Genomic DNA, 12,200 nt, shown 5'->3' on the forward strand with positions numbered 1-12,200 from the left:
GATCTCAGGCGCCTGCGGCTAGTCGTAAAGAATGACCCGATTGCCCCGCAATTCGAACGAGGAAAGCGTGTTGATGAAGCTCATGCCTATCAATGTCTCGTGCAGGCTGCCCGGTTTGGCGACATAAACGCGCTGGCTCCCGCGCGTAATATCACCAATTTTCAGCTCGTCTATACGAGCGGCTGCAACGAATGTTGTTCCGTTCGCTGTCGAGACGGGCACGTCATACGCGATATTTTCCGTGTCGATGCCGGAGGCCTTTGCGTCCCGCGTGGTAAGCAATGTAGTTGATGCGCCTGTGTCGAGCAGCGCCCGGATCGTAGTCCCATTGATCTCCGCACGCACGAAAAAGTGACCGGTTGAGTCGCGGTCGACCATCATCCGTTTGCGTCCCGTCTCATCCGGACCGAGTGCGACCGGCGTGCCATCCAGGAAGCCTGCACCAACTCGCGATGCGATTTCATTGAGTTCGAAGCGATACTGGTACCCCGCCGCAAGCAGCACGGCGAAGAGGAGCCAGATCGCGATGTTGCGGCCGAAATCACCAAGCTTGAACTGGCGCAGGCTCAGGCTCGACAAGAGAAGCACAGCGAGAACAACCAGATAAATGCCCCGTACGATGCGGTCGTTTTCCGGCGTCACCCATTCCGATGTGTCCTGACTGAAAAAGAAATAGCCAAGCACAGCCGCTGCGAGGACGATGATTATGAAAATTGGGTTCTTCAACGACGACTCCGCGAAACAGCTTATCAGAAAAGATGTGGGACCTGATACAGAGGTGGTCAATAAGCAGTTAGCTGGACAAAGGTGACGCTTGCAATTGTAACTGGGGTCAAAGCGGTCTATTTGCCTGCCGACCAACTGATGGAAAGAACACATGACCAGCGGCCTGCCCTTTGATGATATCCGCAACCTTGTAAAGAGCTTTGGCGACCTCGACGAAGATGCGCGCCGTCAGGTTCTGTCACGCTACCGGATCTACGGCCCGGCTTCCTTCTCTACCGGCCGCATCGAGCAGGTTGCGGCACAGATGGCCGCTATATTCGGGCGCACAAGCTTTGCGATCAGCCGTCCGCTCGTCGCCGTTTTTGCTGCAAATCATGAAATCGCCAATCGCGGAGTTTCGCCGCGGACTATGGAAATGACGGCGCAGAATGTCGGCCTTTGCGGCGCGGGGCAGGCACCGGTCAGCGCCATCTGTGCGCAGGCTGATATGGGGCTGAAGGTTTTGGACCTCGCGCTCGAATACCCAACGGCAGATATTTCCAAGGAAGCGGCCTTTGATGAACGCGACTGTGCCGCAACCATTGCGTTCGGGATGGAAACGATTGCGGGCGGAATCGATCTGCTTTGCATCGGCGATATAGGCGTCGGCAACTCGACAGTATCCGGTGCTTTGCTTGCCGCTCTTCTCGGCGGGCGTGGCGCTGATTGGGTGGGGCCGGGTTCCGGCGCAGATGAGCGTGTCATGGCGCGCAAGGCCGAACTGATCGATGCGGCGCTCGATCTGAATGGTGGCAACCTGAAGGACCCGCTGGAAGCCCTCCGTCGTGTAGGCGGTCGAGAAATTGCCGCTATCGTCGGCGCGATCGTTGCTGCCCGCGCCGAGCGCATCCCTGTCGTCATCAGCGGCCTGCCTGCAATTGCTGCGGCTGCGGTTTTGCATCGCATGTCTCCAGCCGCAATCAGTCATTGCGTTCTGGCCGATCTTCCGCCGGAAGCCGGTGCAGTCAAAGCCGCCGAAATCCTGGAGCTGGAGCCGATCCTAAATCTTTCCGTGCCGAATGCCGCAGGTGCTCAGGCCGCGCTCGCTGGTTCTGTACTGCGCTCGGTTGCAGCATCTGTGCCGCATATGGCATCCTGATCTCACCTTGCGAACCATAGTCTCTTATTAGCAACATCCGTCTCGGTAAGAGTTCATTAACCATAACAGCATCATGAAATATGTAGCGCGAATCAATGAAGCGATTTCATTATTGCGCTATCTTGAGAGGGGTTTCATGATGCGTTTGGCCCGCATTTTCGTGCTGTCGACTGCAATTTTCGGCGCTGTGAGCGCTGCCAATGCCGAGGACGGATTTCTTGGAGGAGTCCAGTTCGGCAGGAATGCCGATCACTGGGAGTTGCGCGGCGGTGCCGGTGCATACGATGTGGGTCCTTTCTCCGTCCAGAGCTTCAATGGCGTCACGCTGAATGCCGAAGTTCTGGCTCCGTCACCTGATTTCCTTTCCGGAATCGGATCACCACGTCCTTATTTGGGCATGGATCTGGCGTTTTCAGACCATGAAATTCACGCGTTCTATGGCGGCGTGAACTGGGAAGCCTATTGGACCCAGCGTTTCTATACCGGCTTCAGTGTAGGCGGGGCGTTCGTTTCCGATCAGACCAAGACTAATGATTTGGGAGAACAGAAGGATCTTGGTTCGAAGGTTCTGTTCCATTTGCAGGCCAGCGTAGGCTTCGACATTACGCCAAACTGGACGACGCAAGTCTATCTGAACCATTTTTCGAACGCGAACCTCGCCGATTCCAATGACGGCCTGGAATCCTTTGGTTTCCGTATCGGTTATCGCTTCTAATCAGGCACTCATCCGATATTCCTGTTCATCCGGCAGATCCCGACGTTCTCCAAGAACGCGATCTGCCGGAAATGCAGCGATGGCGATCGTTCCCTCGCGCAGTTTTGAACGCAATTCGAACTCGCCACCATGCATACGCACCAGGCCCTGCACAATAGGTAAACCGAGACCCGCTCCTTGCTCTGCGTTTTTGATTGCTATCGAGCCTTGCCCGAATGCGGCGAGGACGATCGACATTTCATCCTCCGGAATGCCGGGGCCCTTGTCCTGAACCGAAAGATATTGTCCGCCACCTGCCGTCCAGCCGACACGCACGAGGATTTCACTGTCGTTGGGCGCGAACTTGAGAGCGTTGGAGATAAGATTAAGCGCGATCTGCCGGACCGCTCTTTCGTCCGCATAGATGCGCGGAAGATCCGTCTGAAAACGCGAGGAAATGTTGATTCCCTTTTCGCGCGCACGCAATTCCATCATGTAGCAGGATTCTTCCACGACGTCGGCAAGCGACAGATGCTCTTCATGTAATTGGTACTTGCCGGCTTCGATGCGCGAGAGATCTAGAATCTCATTGATAAGATCGAGCAGATGTTTCCCGGAGCTGTGAATATCCTTGGCGTAGTCCCGATAGGTCGGGTTCGACATTGGGCCAAGGACTTCCGCTGCCATGACTTCGGAAAAGCCGAGGATAGCGTTGAGCGGTGTGCGGAGTTCATGGCTCATCGAAGCAAGAAATCGCGACTTGGCCAGATTGGCTTCCTCAGCACGGCGTCGCGCCTCGTCGGAGATGGACTTCGCCGTTTCAAGTTCCGCTATCAGTCCTTCCTTTTGCTTGCGCAGAGTCAGCAGCATCAGCGAGGAATCATTCATATAGCGGGCAATATAACCGAAGAAGGGCAGAGAAAGTATGAGTAGCCCGGTCACGGCAGCCTCAATCGAGAGCCATTTGTCAACGCCGAAATAGATGAAGGAAGCGACCGGAAGAGTGAAAGTGACGAGTAACCCCCCAGCCAGAGAGGCCGTCAGAAGAGCCGTCGCGGCCATGATGAGGATGAGCGTGACGGCTTGAATGACGGGAAAGTGTAGCGCCGTACACGCGTTGCAGTCGATCAGCGGAAAGAGGGACCAGGCGAGGCCGTTGAGGCCGTGGAGGGCCAGGAAAGCATTTCTGGTTCGCTCGACATCGAAGGAATGCCGCGGTTGGCTTTGGACCTTTCGAGCGTAGAAGGAGAGAAGGAAATAACTTGCGGTGGTGCTGGCTCCCCAAAGGGGAAGCATCAGTGTGAATCCCGAGGCCATACTGGCGACAGCGATGGTGAGAATGAGTAAAAGCATGGTGGATGAGCCATGCATTGTCGTGTTTGCGTGAAAGAGGATCAACTCCCGATCATACTCGGGGCCACCGAAACGGCGCGATAATCGTATACGTGAATCGCGCACGGCTTTTGCCGTCGCGCCATTGCGGGACGGCTTCGTACGGTCAACAATGAATTTGTCTGTCGCAGTATCGTACACCGGTCACGCATTCAGCTTGCGAATATTCGTGAACGCTATTCTAGGTAGTAAAGCTTAAGAGACCCTTCTTCGAAGGAAGTGAAAGAAAAGACCGACGATGACGCGTTTCCTCAACAATAAACGACGCCGACGCTTCTATCCGCGCCGTAAATCACATGCCCGCAAAATGGTGGAGATGGGGGTGACACTGGTCATTCTGCTTGGCGTTGCCGTTCTGGCTGGACGTTTCGATACACCGGATAGCCGTATCTCCAGCGGAAAGGCGGTGGTGAATGATGGAGATACAATCACGCTCGGTGCTGAGCGTGTTCGTCTCCTGGGAATAGATGCGCCGGAATTCGATCAGACTTGTCGGGACGGGCAGGGGAGCGAATTTTCCTGCGGGCGACGCGCCAAACAGGAACTGGTGCGGCTTATCGATAATCGGCCTGTCCGTTGTGAAGGATGGGAGCGCGACAAGTATGATCGATTGCTCGGAAGTTGCTTTGCCGGGACCGACGATGTTAGCCTCAACGCCAAGCTTGTTGCCACAGGATGGGCGGTTACTTATGGCGGCTTTGACGCGGAGCAGCGACAGGCGAGGGAGGAGGCCCGCGGCATGTGGGCAGGCAATTTCGAACGACCGCGCGACTTTCGCATAAGGAAGGGTGCCATGCTCGATGACCAGCATGGCGGACTGACGAGTTTCTGGAACTGGATAAGGACGGCGTTCGGTCTAGGCTGACCACGCAAGACAACCGGAGGAAATGATGAAACTGTTCGATGGCGGCATGGCGCCCAATCCCAGACGCGTACGGATCTTTCTGGCGGAGAAGGGAATCGAGGTGCCGATAGTGCCCGTCAATATGGCGGCGATGGAGCATCGCGCGGATGATATTGCCGCTCGCAATCCGCTAAGGGCGCTGCCGGTTCTGGAACTGGATGACGGCGTGATCCTGACGGAGTCGGTTGCGATCTGCCGTTATTTCGAAGCGCTCTACCCTGACCCTTCATTGTTCGGAACAAGTGCGCTGGAGCAGGCTCAGATCGAGATGTGGCACCGGCGCATCGAGTTGAAGCTTCTGGCGCATATTCAGGCGGCATTCAGGCACCTGCACCCGGCCATGAAGGAGTGGGAAGTGCCGCAGGTACCCGAATGGGGCGAAATCAACAAGCCGAAGGCGGTGGATTTCATGCGCTTTCTGGATGGCGAACTCGCAACACGTTCCTATATAGCGGGCGAGAACTTTTCGATCGCCGATATCACGACCATGATCGCGCTCGATTTTACCAAACCCGCACGAATCGCCATTCCCGACGATTTCGAGCATCTTCGAGCCTACCATGCCCGCATGAAGGCAAGACCGAGTTCCAGTGCCTGATCCACTCGCTACGCTTCTTACGAATATTCGCGGCTGCCGCATATGCATCGAGCAGCCGCGAGGATTGCCTTTGCCACACCGGCCGCGCCCGGTCGTGCAGACGAGTCCGACGGCGCGTATCCTCATTGCCGGGCAGGCGCCGGGAACGCGGGTGCACGCCTCCGGCACACCTTTCACAGACGCTTCCGGCGATCGCTTGCGCGATTGGATGGGTATCGATGAAGAGCTTTTCTACGATAAGACGAAGATCGCCATCGTCCCGATGGGGTTCTGCTTTCCCGGTCTGGACGCGAAGGGTGGCGATCTGCCGCCACGCAAGGAATGTGCGCCTGCATGGCGTCTCCCGTTAATGGAGCGGCTTCCCGGGGTTTCACTTATCCTCGCTGTGGGGCAATATGCGCAGAGCTGGCATATAGAACCTGCATTGCGTCGTAAGTCCCTGACGGAAACTGTCGGTAACTGGCGTGAGATTTACGCGGCGGCGAAACCGCGGATCATACCTTTACCTCACCCCTCGTGGCGCAATAGCGGCTGGATCAAACGCCATCCCTGGTTCGAGACAGATTTGCTTCCATTTCTTCGTACGGAAATTTCTTCCACGCTTTCATGATTTTTGAGACGTTTTACGCTCCCAGCTGGTGGCTGACGAGAAGGATTTTCTTGTTTTTTGCGCTAATTAGCCTAGATTTTGGGAAAAATTTCTAACGGAGAGTGGGCATGGACCGTTTGGACCGAAAAATTTTGCGCCTCTTACAAGAGGATGCAACGCTGGCGGTCGCCGACATCGCCAAGAAGGTCGGTCTTTCCACCACGCCTTGCTGGCGACGAATCCAGAAAATGGAAGAAGATCGGGTCATTCAGCGCCGGGTCGCCGTACTCGATCCGGGAAAGATCAATGTGCGGGTAACGGTTTTCGTTTCCATCCGCACGAATGCCCATAGCCATGAATGGTTGAAGCGCTTTTCAGAAGTAATCCAGCAATTCCCGGAAGTCGTGGAATTCTACCGCATGAGCGGCGACGTCGATTATCTGCTACGCGTCGTGGTGCCGGATATTGCCGCTTACGACGCGTTCTACAAGCGGCTGATCGCGAAGATCGAAATTCGCGATGTCTCCTCGGCCTTTGCTATGGAGCAGATCAAGTTCACGACGGAAATGCCGCTCGATTACATGCATCTCGACAAGGAGCCGCAACCGAAGGACTAAGAAAAACGGGCGGGTTCGAATGCGCCCGTCTTATTTCCGGACCGTTATATGTTCGGTCAGCGCGCGAGACGTGCGAGCAGTGATGAGGTGTCCCAACGGTTCCCGCCCATTGCCTGGACCTCTTTGTAGAACTGGTCGACCAGAGCAGTCATGGGCAGAGAGGCACCGTTGCGATTTGCCTCGTCAAGGCAGATCGACAGGTCCTTTCGCATCCAGTCTACCGCGAAACCAAACTCATATTCGCCCTTGTTCATGGTCTTGTGGCGATTCTCCATCTGCCACGAACCAGCGGCGCCTTTCGAAATCACCTCGACTACTTTCTCGATATCGAGGCCGGCCTTCTTGCCGAAGTTAATGCCTTCAGCAAGTCCCTGCACGACACCCGCAATGCAGATCTGGTTGATCATCTTAGTTAGCTGGCCTGCGCCGATGTCGCCCATAAGGCCAACCATCCTGGCATAGGCGTCGATAACTGGCTTTGCGCGCTCGAAAACGTTCTGTTCTCCGCCTACCATGACCGTGAGCACGCCATTCTCGGCTCCGGCCTGACCGCCGGAGACTGGCGCATCCAGAAAGTCGAAGCCCTTTTCCCTTGCCGCTTCGCCAAGCTCACGTGCCACCGCAGCCGAGGCAGTCGTATTGTCGATGAAGATCGCGCCGGTCTTCATTGCAGAGAATGCGCCATCAGGTCCGACAGTAACCGAACGCAGATCGTCATCATTGCCGACGCAGCAGAAGACGAAATCCTTTTCCCTTGCCGCTTCGGCAGGCGTCCTTGCGACGCTGCCGCCATGCTCGGCGGCCCATTTTTCCGCTTTCGCCGTGGTGCGATTATAGACGGTGACGTCGTGGCCGCCCTTGTGCTTGAGATGTGCGGCCATGGGATAACCCATGACGCCAAGTCCAAGAAATGCAACGGATGCCATGTCTGTCTCCTGTTATGCTTCAACGCTTGAGATGGCGAGTGATGCGCCGCTCGGCCCAGTCTGTTGCGTGGCGCAGAGCCTCCACGATCAACAGATAGATGATCGCCGCCCAAATATATGTCTGGAAATCGAAGGTGCGCGAGAAAGCCTGTCGCGTCACACCCATCAGGTCGAAGACGGTAATGATGGCGACGATGGCCGAGCCCTTGATCATCAGGATGATCTCATTGGCATAGGGGCGTAGTGCCACGATCATCGCCTGCGGCAGGATGATCTTACGAACGGCAAGCAGGCGCGGGATACCGAGCGCGGCTGCCCCCTCCCACTGTCCGCGCGGGACGCTCTGGATTGCGCCGCGTAGGATCTCTGCCTGATAGGCGGCCGTGTTCAGCGTGAATGCGAACAAAGCACATCCCCAGGCATCGCGGAACACGCTCCACAGACCGATTGCTTCGAGCTGAGGGCGAAACTGCGGGAAGCCATAATAGATCAAGAATGTCTGCGCGATGAGGGGCGTGCCGCGGATGAAATAGACGAAGACATAGGCTGCGCCGCTGATGATCTTGTTTGGCGACATGCGGGCCCAGGCAACCGGGACTGAAAGAATGGCGCCAAGGAAAACCGAGAGGCCCACCAGCTGAATCGTGATCCAGAGTCCCGAAAGATAGCGCGGACCATATTGCGCGATCAGCGCTGGATTATAGACCGAGTAGAGATAGGTAGCGATGCCAATTCCTGCTGCGATCCAGAATGCCATGAGCGCAGTGCCGGCAATGCGGGCCGCGTTCCACGGCCGCTTGGCCTCGATCTTAGGCGCGGGAAGAGCGGTCACGTCTTGCGCTCCCATTTATTGGCGCGCCGCTCAAGAGCATCAATGAAGATCGATGAGACAAGGGCGATTGCGATATAGAGCAGACAGGCGATGAAGAAGAACAGGAGCTGTTCGCGCGTGACCCGCGCGGCAATGCCGGTCTGGCGCATCAGGTCAGAAAGGCCGATGATCGAAACCAGCGCTGTATCCTTGACGAGGATGAGCCAGAGATTGCCGAGTCCAGGGAGCGCGTGCCGTAGCAGCTGGGGCGAAATCACAAGACGCATCGTCTGGCCTCTGGAAAGGCCGAGCGAGTGACCAGCTTCGTATTGGCCATGAGGAATGGCGCGAAATGCAGCCAGAAAGACTTCGCTTGCATAGGACGAGAAGACGACGGCCAGAGCTACCATGCCTGCGACGAAGGCGTTGATCTCGATGGTGCTGTCGGGCGCAATGACCGCGGCAATATTTTGCAGACCAAGCTGTGCGCCGTAATAAACGAGAAAGAGTGTCAGAAGTTCGGGAAGCCCTCGGAAAATGGTGGTGTAAATATTCGCGGCACGCTGCAGCGTAGGTTCCGCGGAGCGCTTTCCCAGCGCAACCAGGAAACCTATGGCTAGGCCAAAAGGCAATGTGGCTAGCGCAAGAGAGATGGTAACGAGTAAACCGCCGAGGATTTCGTCGCCCCATCCCGCGTCGCCGTAACTCAGAAATTTGAGTGCATCCATGGTGGGTTCTTAAAAAGGAAAATATGCGCGACCGAAAACCGGCCGCGCATTCAATGTTTCAGGAAAACGATAGACGATCATTCGCCATAGACGTCGATCTTGAAATACTTGTCGTTGATTTCCTTGTATTTGCCGTTCTCGCGAATTGCCTTGATGGCACTGTTCAGCTTTTCCGCCAACTCGGTCTCGCCCTTGCGGACGGCGATACCGATCTTGTCACCCCCGGCAACAGATTCACCCTTGAACTCGCAGCAATCCTTGCCGTCGCCATCGACGAAGCCCTGCTGGACGCCGAAATCGCCGAGGACTGCGTCAAGGCGACCGTTTTGAAGGTCGGTCCATGCCTCGACCTGCGTCGGGTAGGGGCTGACCGTTGCTTCCTTATAGGTATCCTGTGCGTAAGTTTCGGCGATCGTGCCTCCCTGCACCCCGATCGATGCATCACCCGGATTGGCTGGGTCGAATTCACCATCCTTTGGTGCGACGAAAACCAGCGAATTCGTGTAATACGGATTGGTGAAATCAACCTGTTGCTTGCGTTCGTCGGTGATCGACATGGACGCTACCACGGCATCGAAACGCTTGGCCTGGAGAGCGGGGATGATGCCGTCCCAATCTTGTTGTACGAATTCGCAAGTTACGTTCATTTCCTCGCAAAGCGCCTTTGCAATATCAACGTCGAAGCCCCCGAGCTGACCGTTGGATTCGACGTAGTTGAAGGGCGGATAGGCGCCTTCCGTGCCGATTTTCAGTGTTTCCTGCGCCTGCGCTGCACCCGTTGCCAGGGCGATGGTCAAAACGGAGAGCGAAACGAGCGATTTGATCCGGATCAAGACGATATCCTCCTTCGAAGCGCGAGGCCGATAATATTTCCGGCTCTTATGCGCTAGAGCTGCTGATTCCCAACTTTTCCCACTGTTTCCAATGTAAATGCAACAGTGAATCGATTTGGAACGCGCAATTGGCCGTGACTGGTTCCACTTATCAAGCGCTTCCCTTTTCCATTCTGGCGAGGATCAGCTCGGCGATAGCGTCGATCTCGTTATGTGTAAAATGAACCAGGGGTCCGTACCGATCAGGCGAATCCGTGACGATGGCGAATATTTGGGCATCGCATGGGGCGAGCGGGGCCCCGGCGAATGCTTCGCGCCTGACTTCGATCTTGGCATGTGTCGCTGCCTTGAAGCCCTCGATCAGCACAAGGTCGACATCGCTGAACTTTACAAGCATATCGTCCAAAGGCGGTGGGCATCCCACTTGCAGCCGGTCATCTATCATCCAGGCATCCGCAGCGATCAGAATCGCCGGGACTGCGCCTGCTTCCTTGTGGCGAATACTGTCTCCTTGGGTGGAAAGCGCGCTCAACCCGTGATGCGAATGCTTGATGCTACCAACGCGCAAGCCCTGCTGTGTCAGCGTACGAATAAGCGAGCAGGCGAGCGTCGTCTTGCCAGCGTTCTTCCAGCCGATAATGCCGATCAGCAAAGGACGTCGCTCAGCGGGCGTAGATATGGGCCTTCTCCAGATCGTCAGGCGTGTTGATATTGAAAAACGGATCCACGCCGCTTGAAGGCGACGGATATTCGCAGACTTCGTAATTCTGTGTGTGCAAGAAGGTCCTCACACTGCGGTCGTTCGTCTGACGCAGATGCGTTTCCAGGATGGAGGCGCGATCGACGCTCCAGAGTGAAACGGTCGGATGAATGCGGCTATTGCTTGCGGCAACGACAATCGCCGCTTCTTTTTTCCTTAGCTGTTTCGCCAGATCGCCGGGAAGAAAAGGCGTATCGACGGGTACGCAAAGAAGAGCATCAAGACCGGATTGTCGTGCCCATTTCAGGCCAGCAAGGATTCCGGCCAGTGGTCCCTGGCCGGGAAAGTCTCCGTCATCCAGATGAGGAATAGAATCAGCAAATTGCGCTAACTCATTGTGTGCACGTGAAATTGCGATTTTTTTTACCTGCGGCGAAATTCTGTCGACGACGTGCGCAAGCAAGCTCTTCCCGTGCAAAAGGACGCCGCTCTTGTGCGCTCCCATTCTGCGGGACAGGCCGCCAGCCAGAACTATGCCGCCGGCCCTAGGTGCCATCAGGCGCCATGCCTGGATTGGTGCTTTCGGCCACGGGACGCTCCGCCCCGCGCTTCTTTTCGCGGTAGAGCGTGTAGAGACCCGAGCCGACGACGATAAGCCCGCCGATAATCATGTAGATGTCCGGTAGTTCGCCGAAAATCAGGATGCCATAGATGACCGCGAAAAGCAGGTTTGTGTAGCGAAAGGGCGAGATGATGGAAATTTCGCCGACGCGCATTGCCTTGATGACAAACTGATAGCCGATGAGTACAAAAACCGCGGATACGAGGAGAGGAGCGGTATTTGCCGGCGTGGGTTCGACCCAGCCTCCCAGCGGAACGACCAGAATGGCGCCTGTGATCGTCACCGCCACCGTCGTCAGGGTCGACATAAGAACGGGCGACACTTCCGCGGGTACGAGACGGGTCGAGAGATCGCGCAGGGCCGAGAACAGCACGGCTAGCAAGACCATGAGCGAGTAGGTGCTGAAACCCTCCGGTCCAGGACGCAGGATGATCAATACGCCCAGAAAGCCTACGCCAATCGCTGTCCAGCGCCGCCACCCAACGGCCTCACCCAGAAACAGGGCCGCACCCATCGTGACAGCCAGCGGCAGGGCCTGGAACAGGGCGGAAGCATTTGCAAGCGGCATATTAGCAAGTGCAAGAAGGAAGAAGATGGTGGCGCCAACCTCCCCGATGACCCGCAGGCCGACCGTGCGGTGCAGCAGTCGCTGCGGCGTGTGCAACTGCCCTTGCAGATAGGCGAGGGCGAGGATGAGAACGAGGGCGAAGAGCCCGCGCACCATCATCAACTGGCCCATGTTGATTGAGGAGGAAACGAATTTCGAGACAGCGTCGTTGCTGGAAAAGGCGGCCATGGAGACCGTCATGAACATGGCACCGCGTGCGTTGGCTGAGGCGAGCACGTCAAAACTTTCATAAGGCGGAAACGTTCGTAAGCCTTAGCATCGCAGGCGCAAAGCGCAATCGAAATCGGTAAGGAC

15 protein-coding genes are annotated in these 12,200 nt (G+C 56.4%); 6 read left to right on the plus strand and 9 right to left on the minus strand.

Annotated elements, in window-relative coordinates; all coding sequences use genetic code 11:
* Positions 1 to 18: 18 nt before the first annotated feature.
* Positions 19 to 726 carry a retropepsin-like aspartic protease family protein gene (locus IE151_RS13005; RefSeq protein ID WP_189490855.1) on the minus strand — a complete coding sequence of 236 codons (708 nt, stop codon included), beginning with the start codon at positions 724 to 726 and terminating at the stop codon, positions 19 to 21.
* Between the two features lie 151 nt (positions 727 to 877).
* Between IE151_RS13005 and IE151_RS13010 the strand changes: the two genes are divergently transcribed.
* Positions 878 to 1,864 (plus strand): nicotinate-nucleotide--dimethylbenzimidazole phosphoribosyltransferase, encoded by a 987-nt coding sequence (locus tag IE151_RS13010; protein WP_189490856.1) that lies wholly within the window; start codon positions 878 to 880, stop codon positions 1,862 to 1,864.
* A gap of 136 nt (positions 1,865 to 2,000) precedes the next feature.
* A complete protein-coding gene (locus IE151_RS13015) occupies positions 2,001 to 2,579 on the plus strand; it encodes an acyloxyacyl hydrolase (RefSeq protein ID WP_189490858.1) in 579 nt (192 codons plus the stop codon).
* On the opposite strand, the gene IE151_RS13020 is transcribed toward IE151_RS13015, so the two are convergent.
* Positions 2,580 to 4,091 (minus strand): sensor histidine kinase, encoded by a 1,512-nt coding sequence (locus tag IE151_RS13020; RefSeq protein ID WP_189490860.1) that lies wholly within the window; start codon positions 4,089 to 4,091, stop codon positions 2,580 to 2,582.
* Between the two features lie 97 nt (positions 4,092 to 4,188).
* Between IE151_RS13020 and IE151_RS13025 the strand changes: the two genes are divergently transcribed.
* The 4 genes from IE151_RS13025 to IE151_RS13040 all read left to right on the plus strand — a co-directional run bounded on the left by IE151_RS13025 (position 4,189) and on the right by IE151_RS13040 (position 6,658).
* Positions 4,189 to 4,815 carry a thermonuclease family protein gene (locus IE151_RS13025; protein ID WP_189490862.1) on the plus strand — a complete coding sequence of 209 codons (627 nt, stop codon included), beginning with the start codon at positions 4,189 to 4,191 and terminating at the stop codon, positions 4,813 to 4,815.
* A 25-nt stretch (positions 4,816 to 4,840) separates the two neighbouring features.
* Positions 4,841 to 5,452, plus strand: a complete 612-nt coding sequence (locus IE151_RS13030; RefSeq protein ID WP_189490976.1) for a glutathione S-transferase — start codon at positions 4,841 to 4,843, stop codon at positions 5,450 to 5,452.
* Complete coding sequence (locus IE151_RS13035) at positions 5,445 to 6,062, plus strand: uracil-DNA glycosylase family protein (RefSeq protein ID WP_189490864.1); 618 nt, start codon at positions 5,445 to 5,447, stop codon at positions 6,060 to 6,062. The genes IE151_RS13030 and IE151_RS13035 overlap by 8 nt, the downstream gene beginning before the upstream one ends.
* Before the next feature lie 107 nt (positions 6,063 to 6,169).
* Complete coding sequence (locus IE151_RS13040; protein ID WP_189490866.1) at positions 6,170 to 6,658, plus strand: Lrp/AsnC family transcriptional regulator; 489 nt, start codon at positions 6,170 to 6,172, stop codon at positions 6,656 to 6,658.
* A gap of 56 nt (positions 6,659 to 6,714) precedes the next feature.
* On the opposite strand, the gene IE151_RS13045 is transcribed toward IE151_RS13040, so the two are convergent.
* From IE151_RS13045 to IE151_RS13075, 7 genes are all read right to left on the minus strand, one after another.
* The gene (locus tag IE151_RS13045; RefSeq protein ID WP_189490868.1) at positions 6,715 to 7,584 is read right to left on the minus strand and encodes an NAD(P)-dependent oxidoreductase; all 870 of its coding nucleotides are present in this window, start codon (positions 7,582 to 7,584) and stop codon (positions 6,715 to 6,717) included.
* 19 nt (positions 7,585 to 7,603) lie between these two features.
* A complete protein-coding gene (locus IE151_RS13050) occupies positions 7,604 to 8,431 on the minus strand; it encodes an ABC transporter permease (protein ID WP_189490870.1) in 828 nt (275 codons plus the stop codon).
* Positions 8,413 to 9,123, minus strand: coding sequence for an ABC transporter permease (locus tag IE151_RS13055; protein WP_189490872.1), 711 nt, complete (start codon positions 9,121 to 9,123; stop codon positions 8,413 to 8,415). The genes IE151_RS13050 and IE151_RS13055 overlap by 19 nt, the downstream gene beginning before the upstream one ends.
* 77 nt (positions 9,124 to 9,200) lie before the next feature.
* A complete protein-coding gene (locus tag IE151_RS13060) occupies positions 9,201 to 9,953 on the minus strand; it encodes an ABC transporter substrate-binding protein (protein WP_189490979.1) in 753 nt (250 codons plus the stop codon).
* 154 nt (positions 9,954 to 10,107) lie between these two features.
* Complete coding sequence (gene mobB / locus IE151_RS13065; RefSeq protein WP_189490874.1) at positions 10,108 to 10,608, minus strand: molybdopterin-guanine dinucleotide biosynthesis protein B; 501 nt, start codon at positions 10,606 to 10,608, stop codon at positions 10,108 to 10,110.
* Positions 10,609 to 10,618: 10 nt separating this feature from the next.
* Positions 10,619 to 11,212: a molybdenum cofactor guanylyltransferase MobA gene (gene mobA, locus IE151_RS13070; RefSeq protein ID WP_189490876.1), complete on the minus strand. Its 594-nt coding sequence runs from the start codon at positions 11,210 to 11,212 to the stop codon at positions 10,619 to 10,621.
* Positions 11,202 to 12,122: a DMT family transporter gene (locus tag IE151_RS13075; RefSeq protein WP_189490878.1), complete on the minus strand. Its 921-nt coding sequence runs from the start codon at positions 12,120 to 12,122 to the stop codon at positions 11,202 to 11,204. Before IE151_RS13075 ends, mobA begins: the two co-directional genes overlap by 11 nt.
* Between the last annotated feature and the right edge of the window lie 78 nt (positions 12,123 to 12,200).

Origin of the sequence: Limoniibacter endophyticus (genome assembly GCF_014652835.1) — a bacterium.
Taxonomy (GTDB): domain Bacteria; phylum Pseudomonadota; class Alphaproteobacteria; order Rhizobiales; family Rhizobiaceae; genus Limoniibacter; species Limoniibacter endophyticus.

Coding starts and splice junctions, on each gene's coding strand:
- IE151_RS13010 (WP_189490856.1), top strand. CDS start 878: ATGACCAGCGGCCTGCCCTTTGATGATATCCGCAACCTTGTAAAGAGC.
- IE151_RS13015 (WP_189490858.1), top strand. CDS start 2,001: ATGATGCGTTTGGCCCGCATTTTCGTGCTGTCGACTGCAATTTTCGGC.
- IE151_RS13025 (WP_189490862.1), top strand. CDS start 4,189: ATGACGCGTTTCCTCAACAATAAACGACGCCGACGCTTCTATCCGCGC.
- IE151_RS13030 (WP_189490976.1), top strand. CDS start 4,841: ATGAAACTGTTCGATGGCGGCATGGCGCCCAATCCCAGACGCGTACGG.
- IE151_RS13040 (WP_189490866.1), top strand. CDS start 6,170: ATGGACCGTTTGGACCGAAAAATTTTGCGCCTCTTACAAGAGGATGCA.
- IE151_RS13045 (WP_189490868.1), bottom strand. CDS start 7,584: ATGGCATCCGTTGCATTTCTTGGACTTGGCGTCATGGGTTATCCCATG.
- IE151_RS13050 (WP_189490870.1), bottom strand. CDS start 8,431: ATGGGAGCGCAAGACGTGACCGCTCTTCCCGCGCCTAAGATCGAGGCC.
- IE151_RS13055 (WP_189490872.1), bottom strand. CDS start 9,123: ATGGATGCACTCAAATTTCTGAGTTACGGCGACGCGGGATGGGGCGAC.
- mobA (WP_189490876.1), bottom strand. CDS start 11,212: ATGGCACCTAGGGCCGGCGGCATAGTTCTGGCTGGCGGCCTGTCCCGC.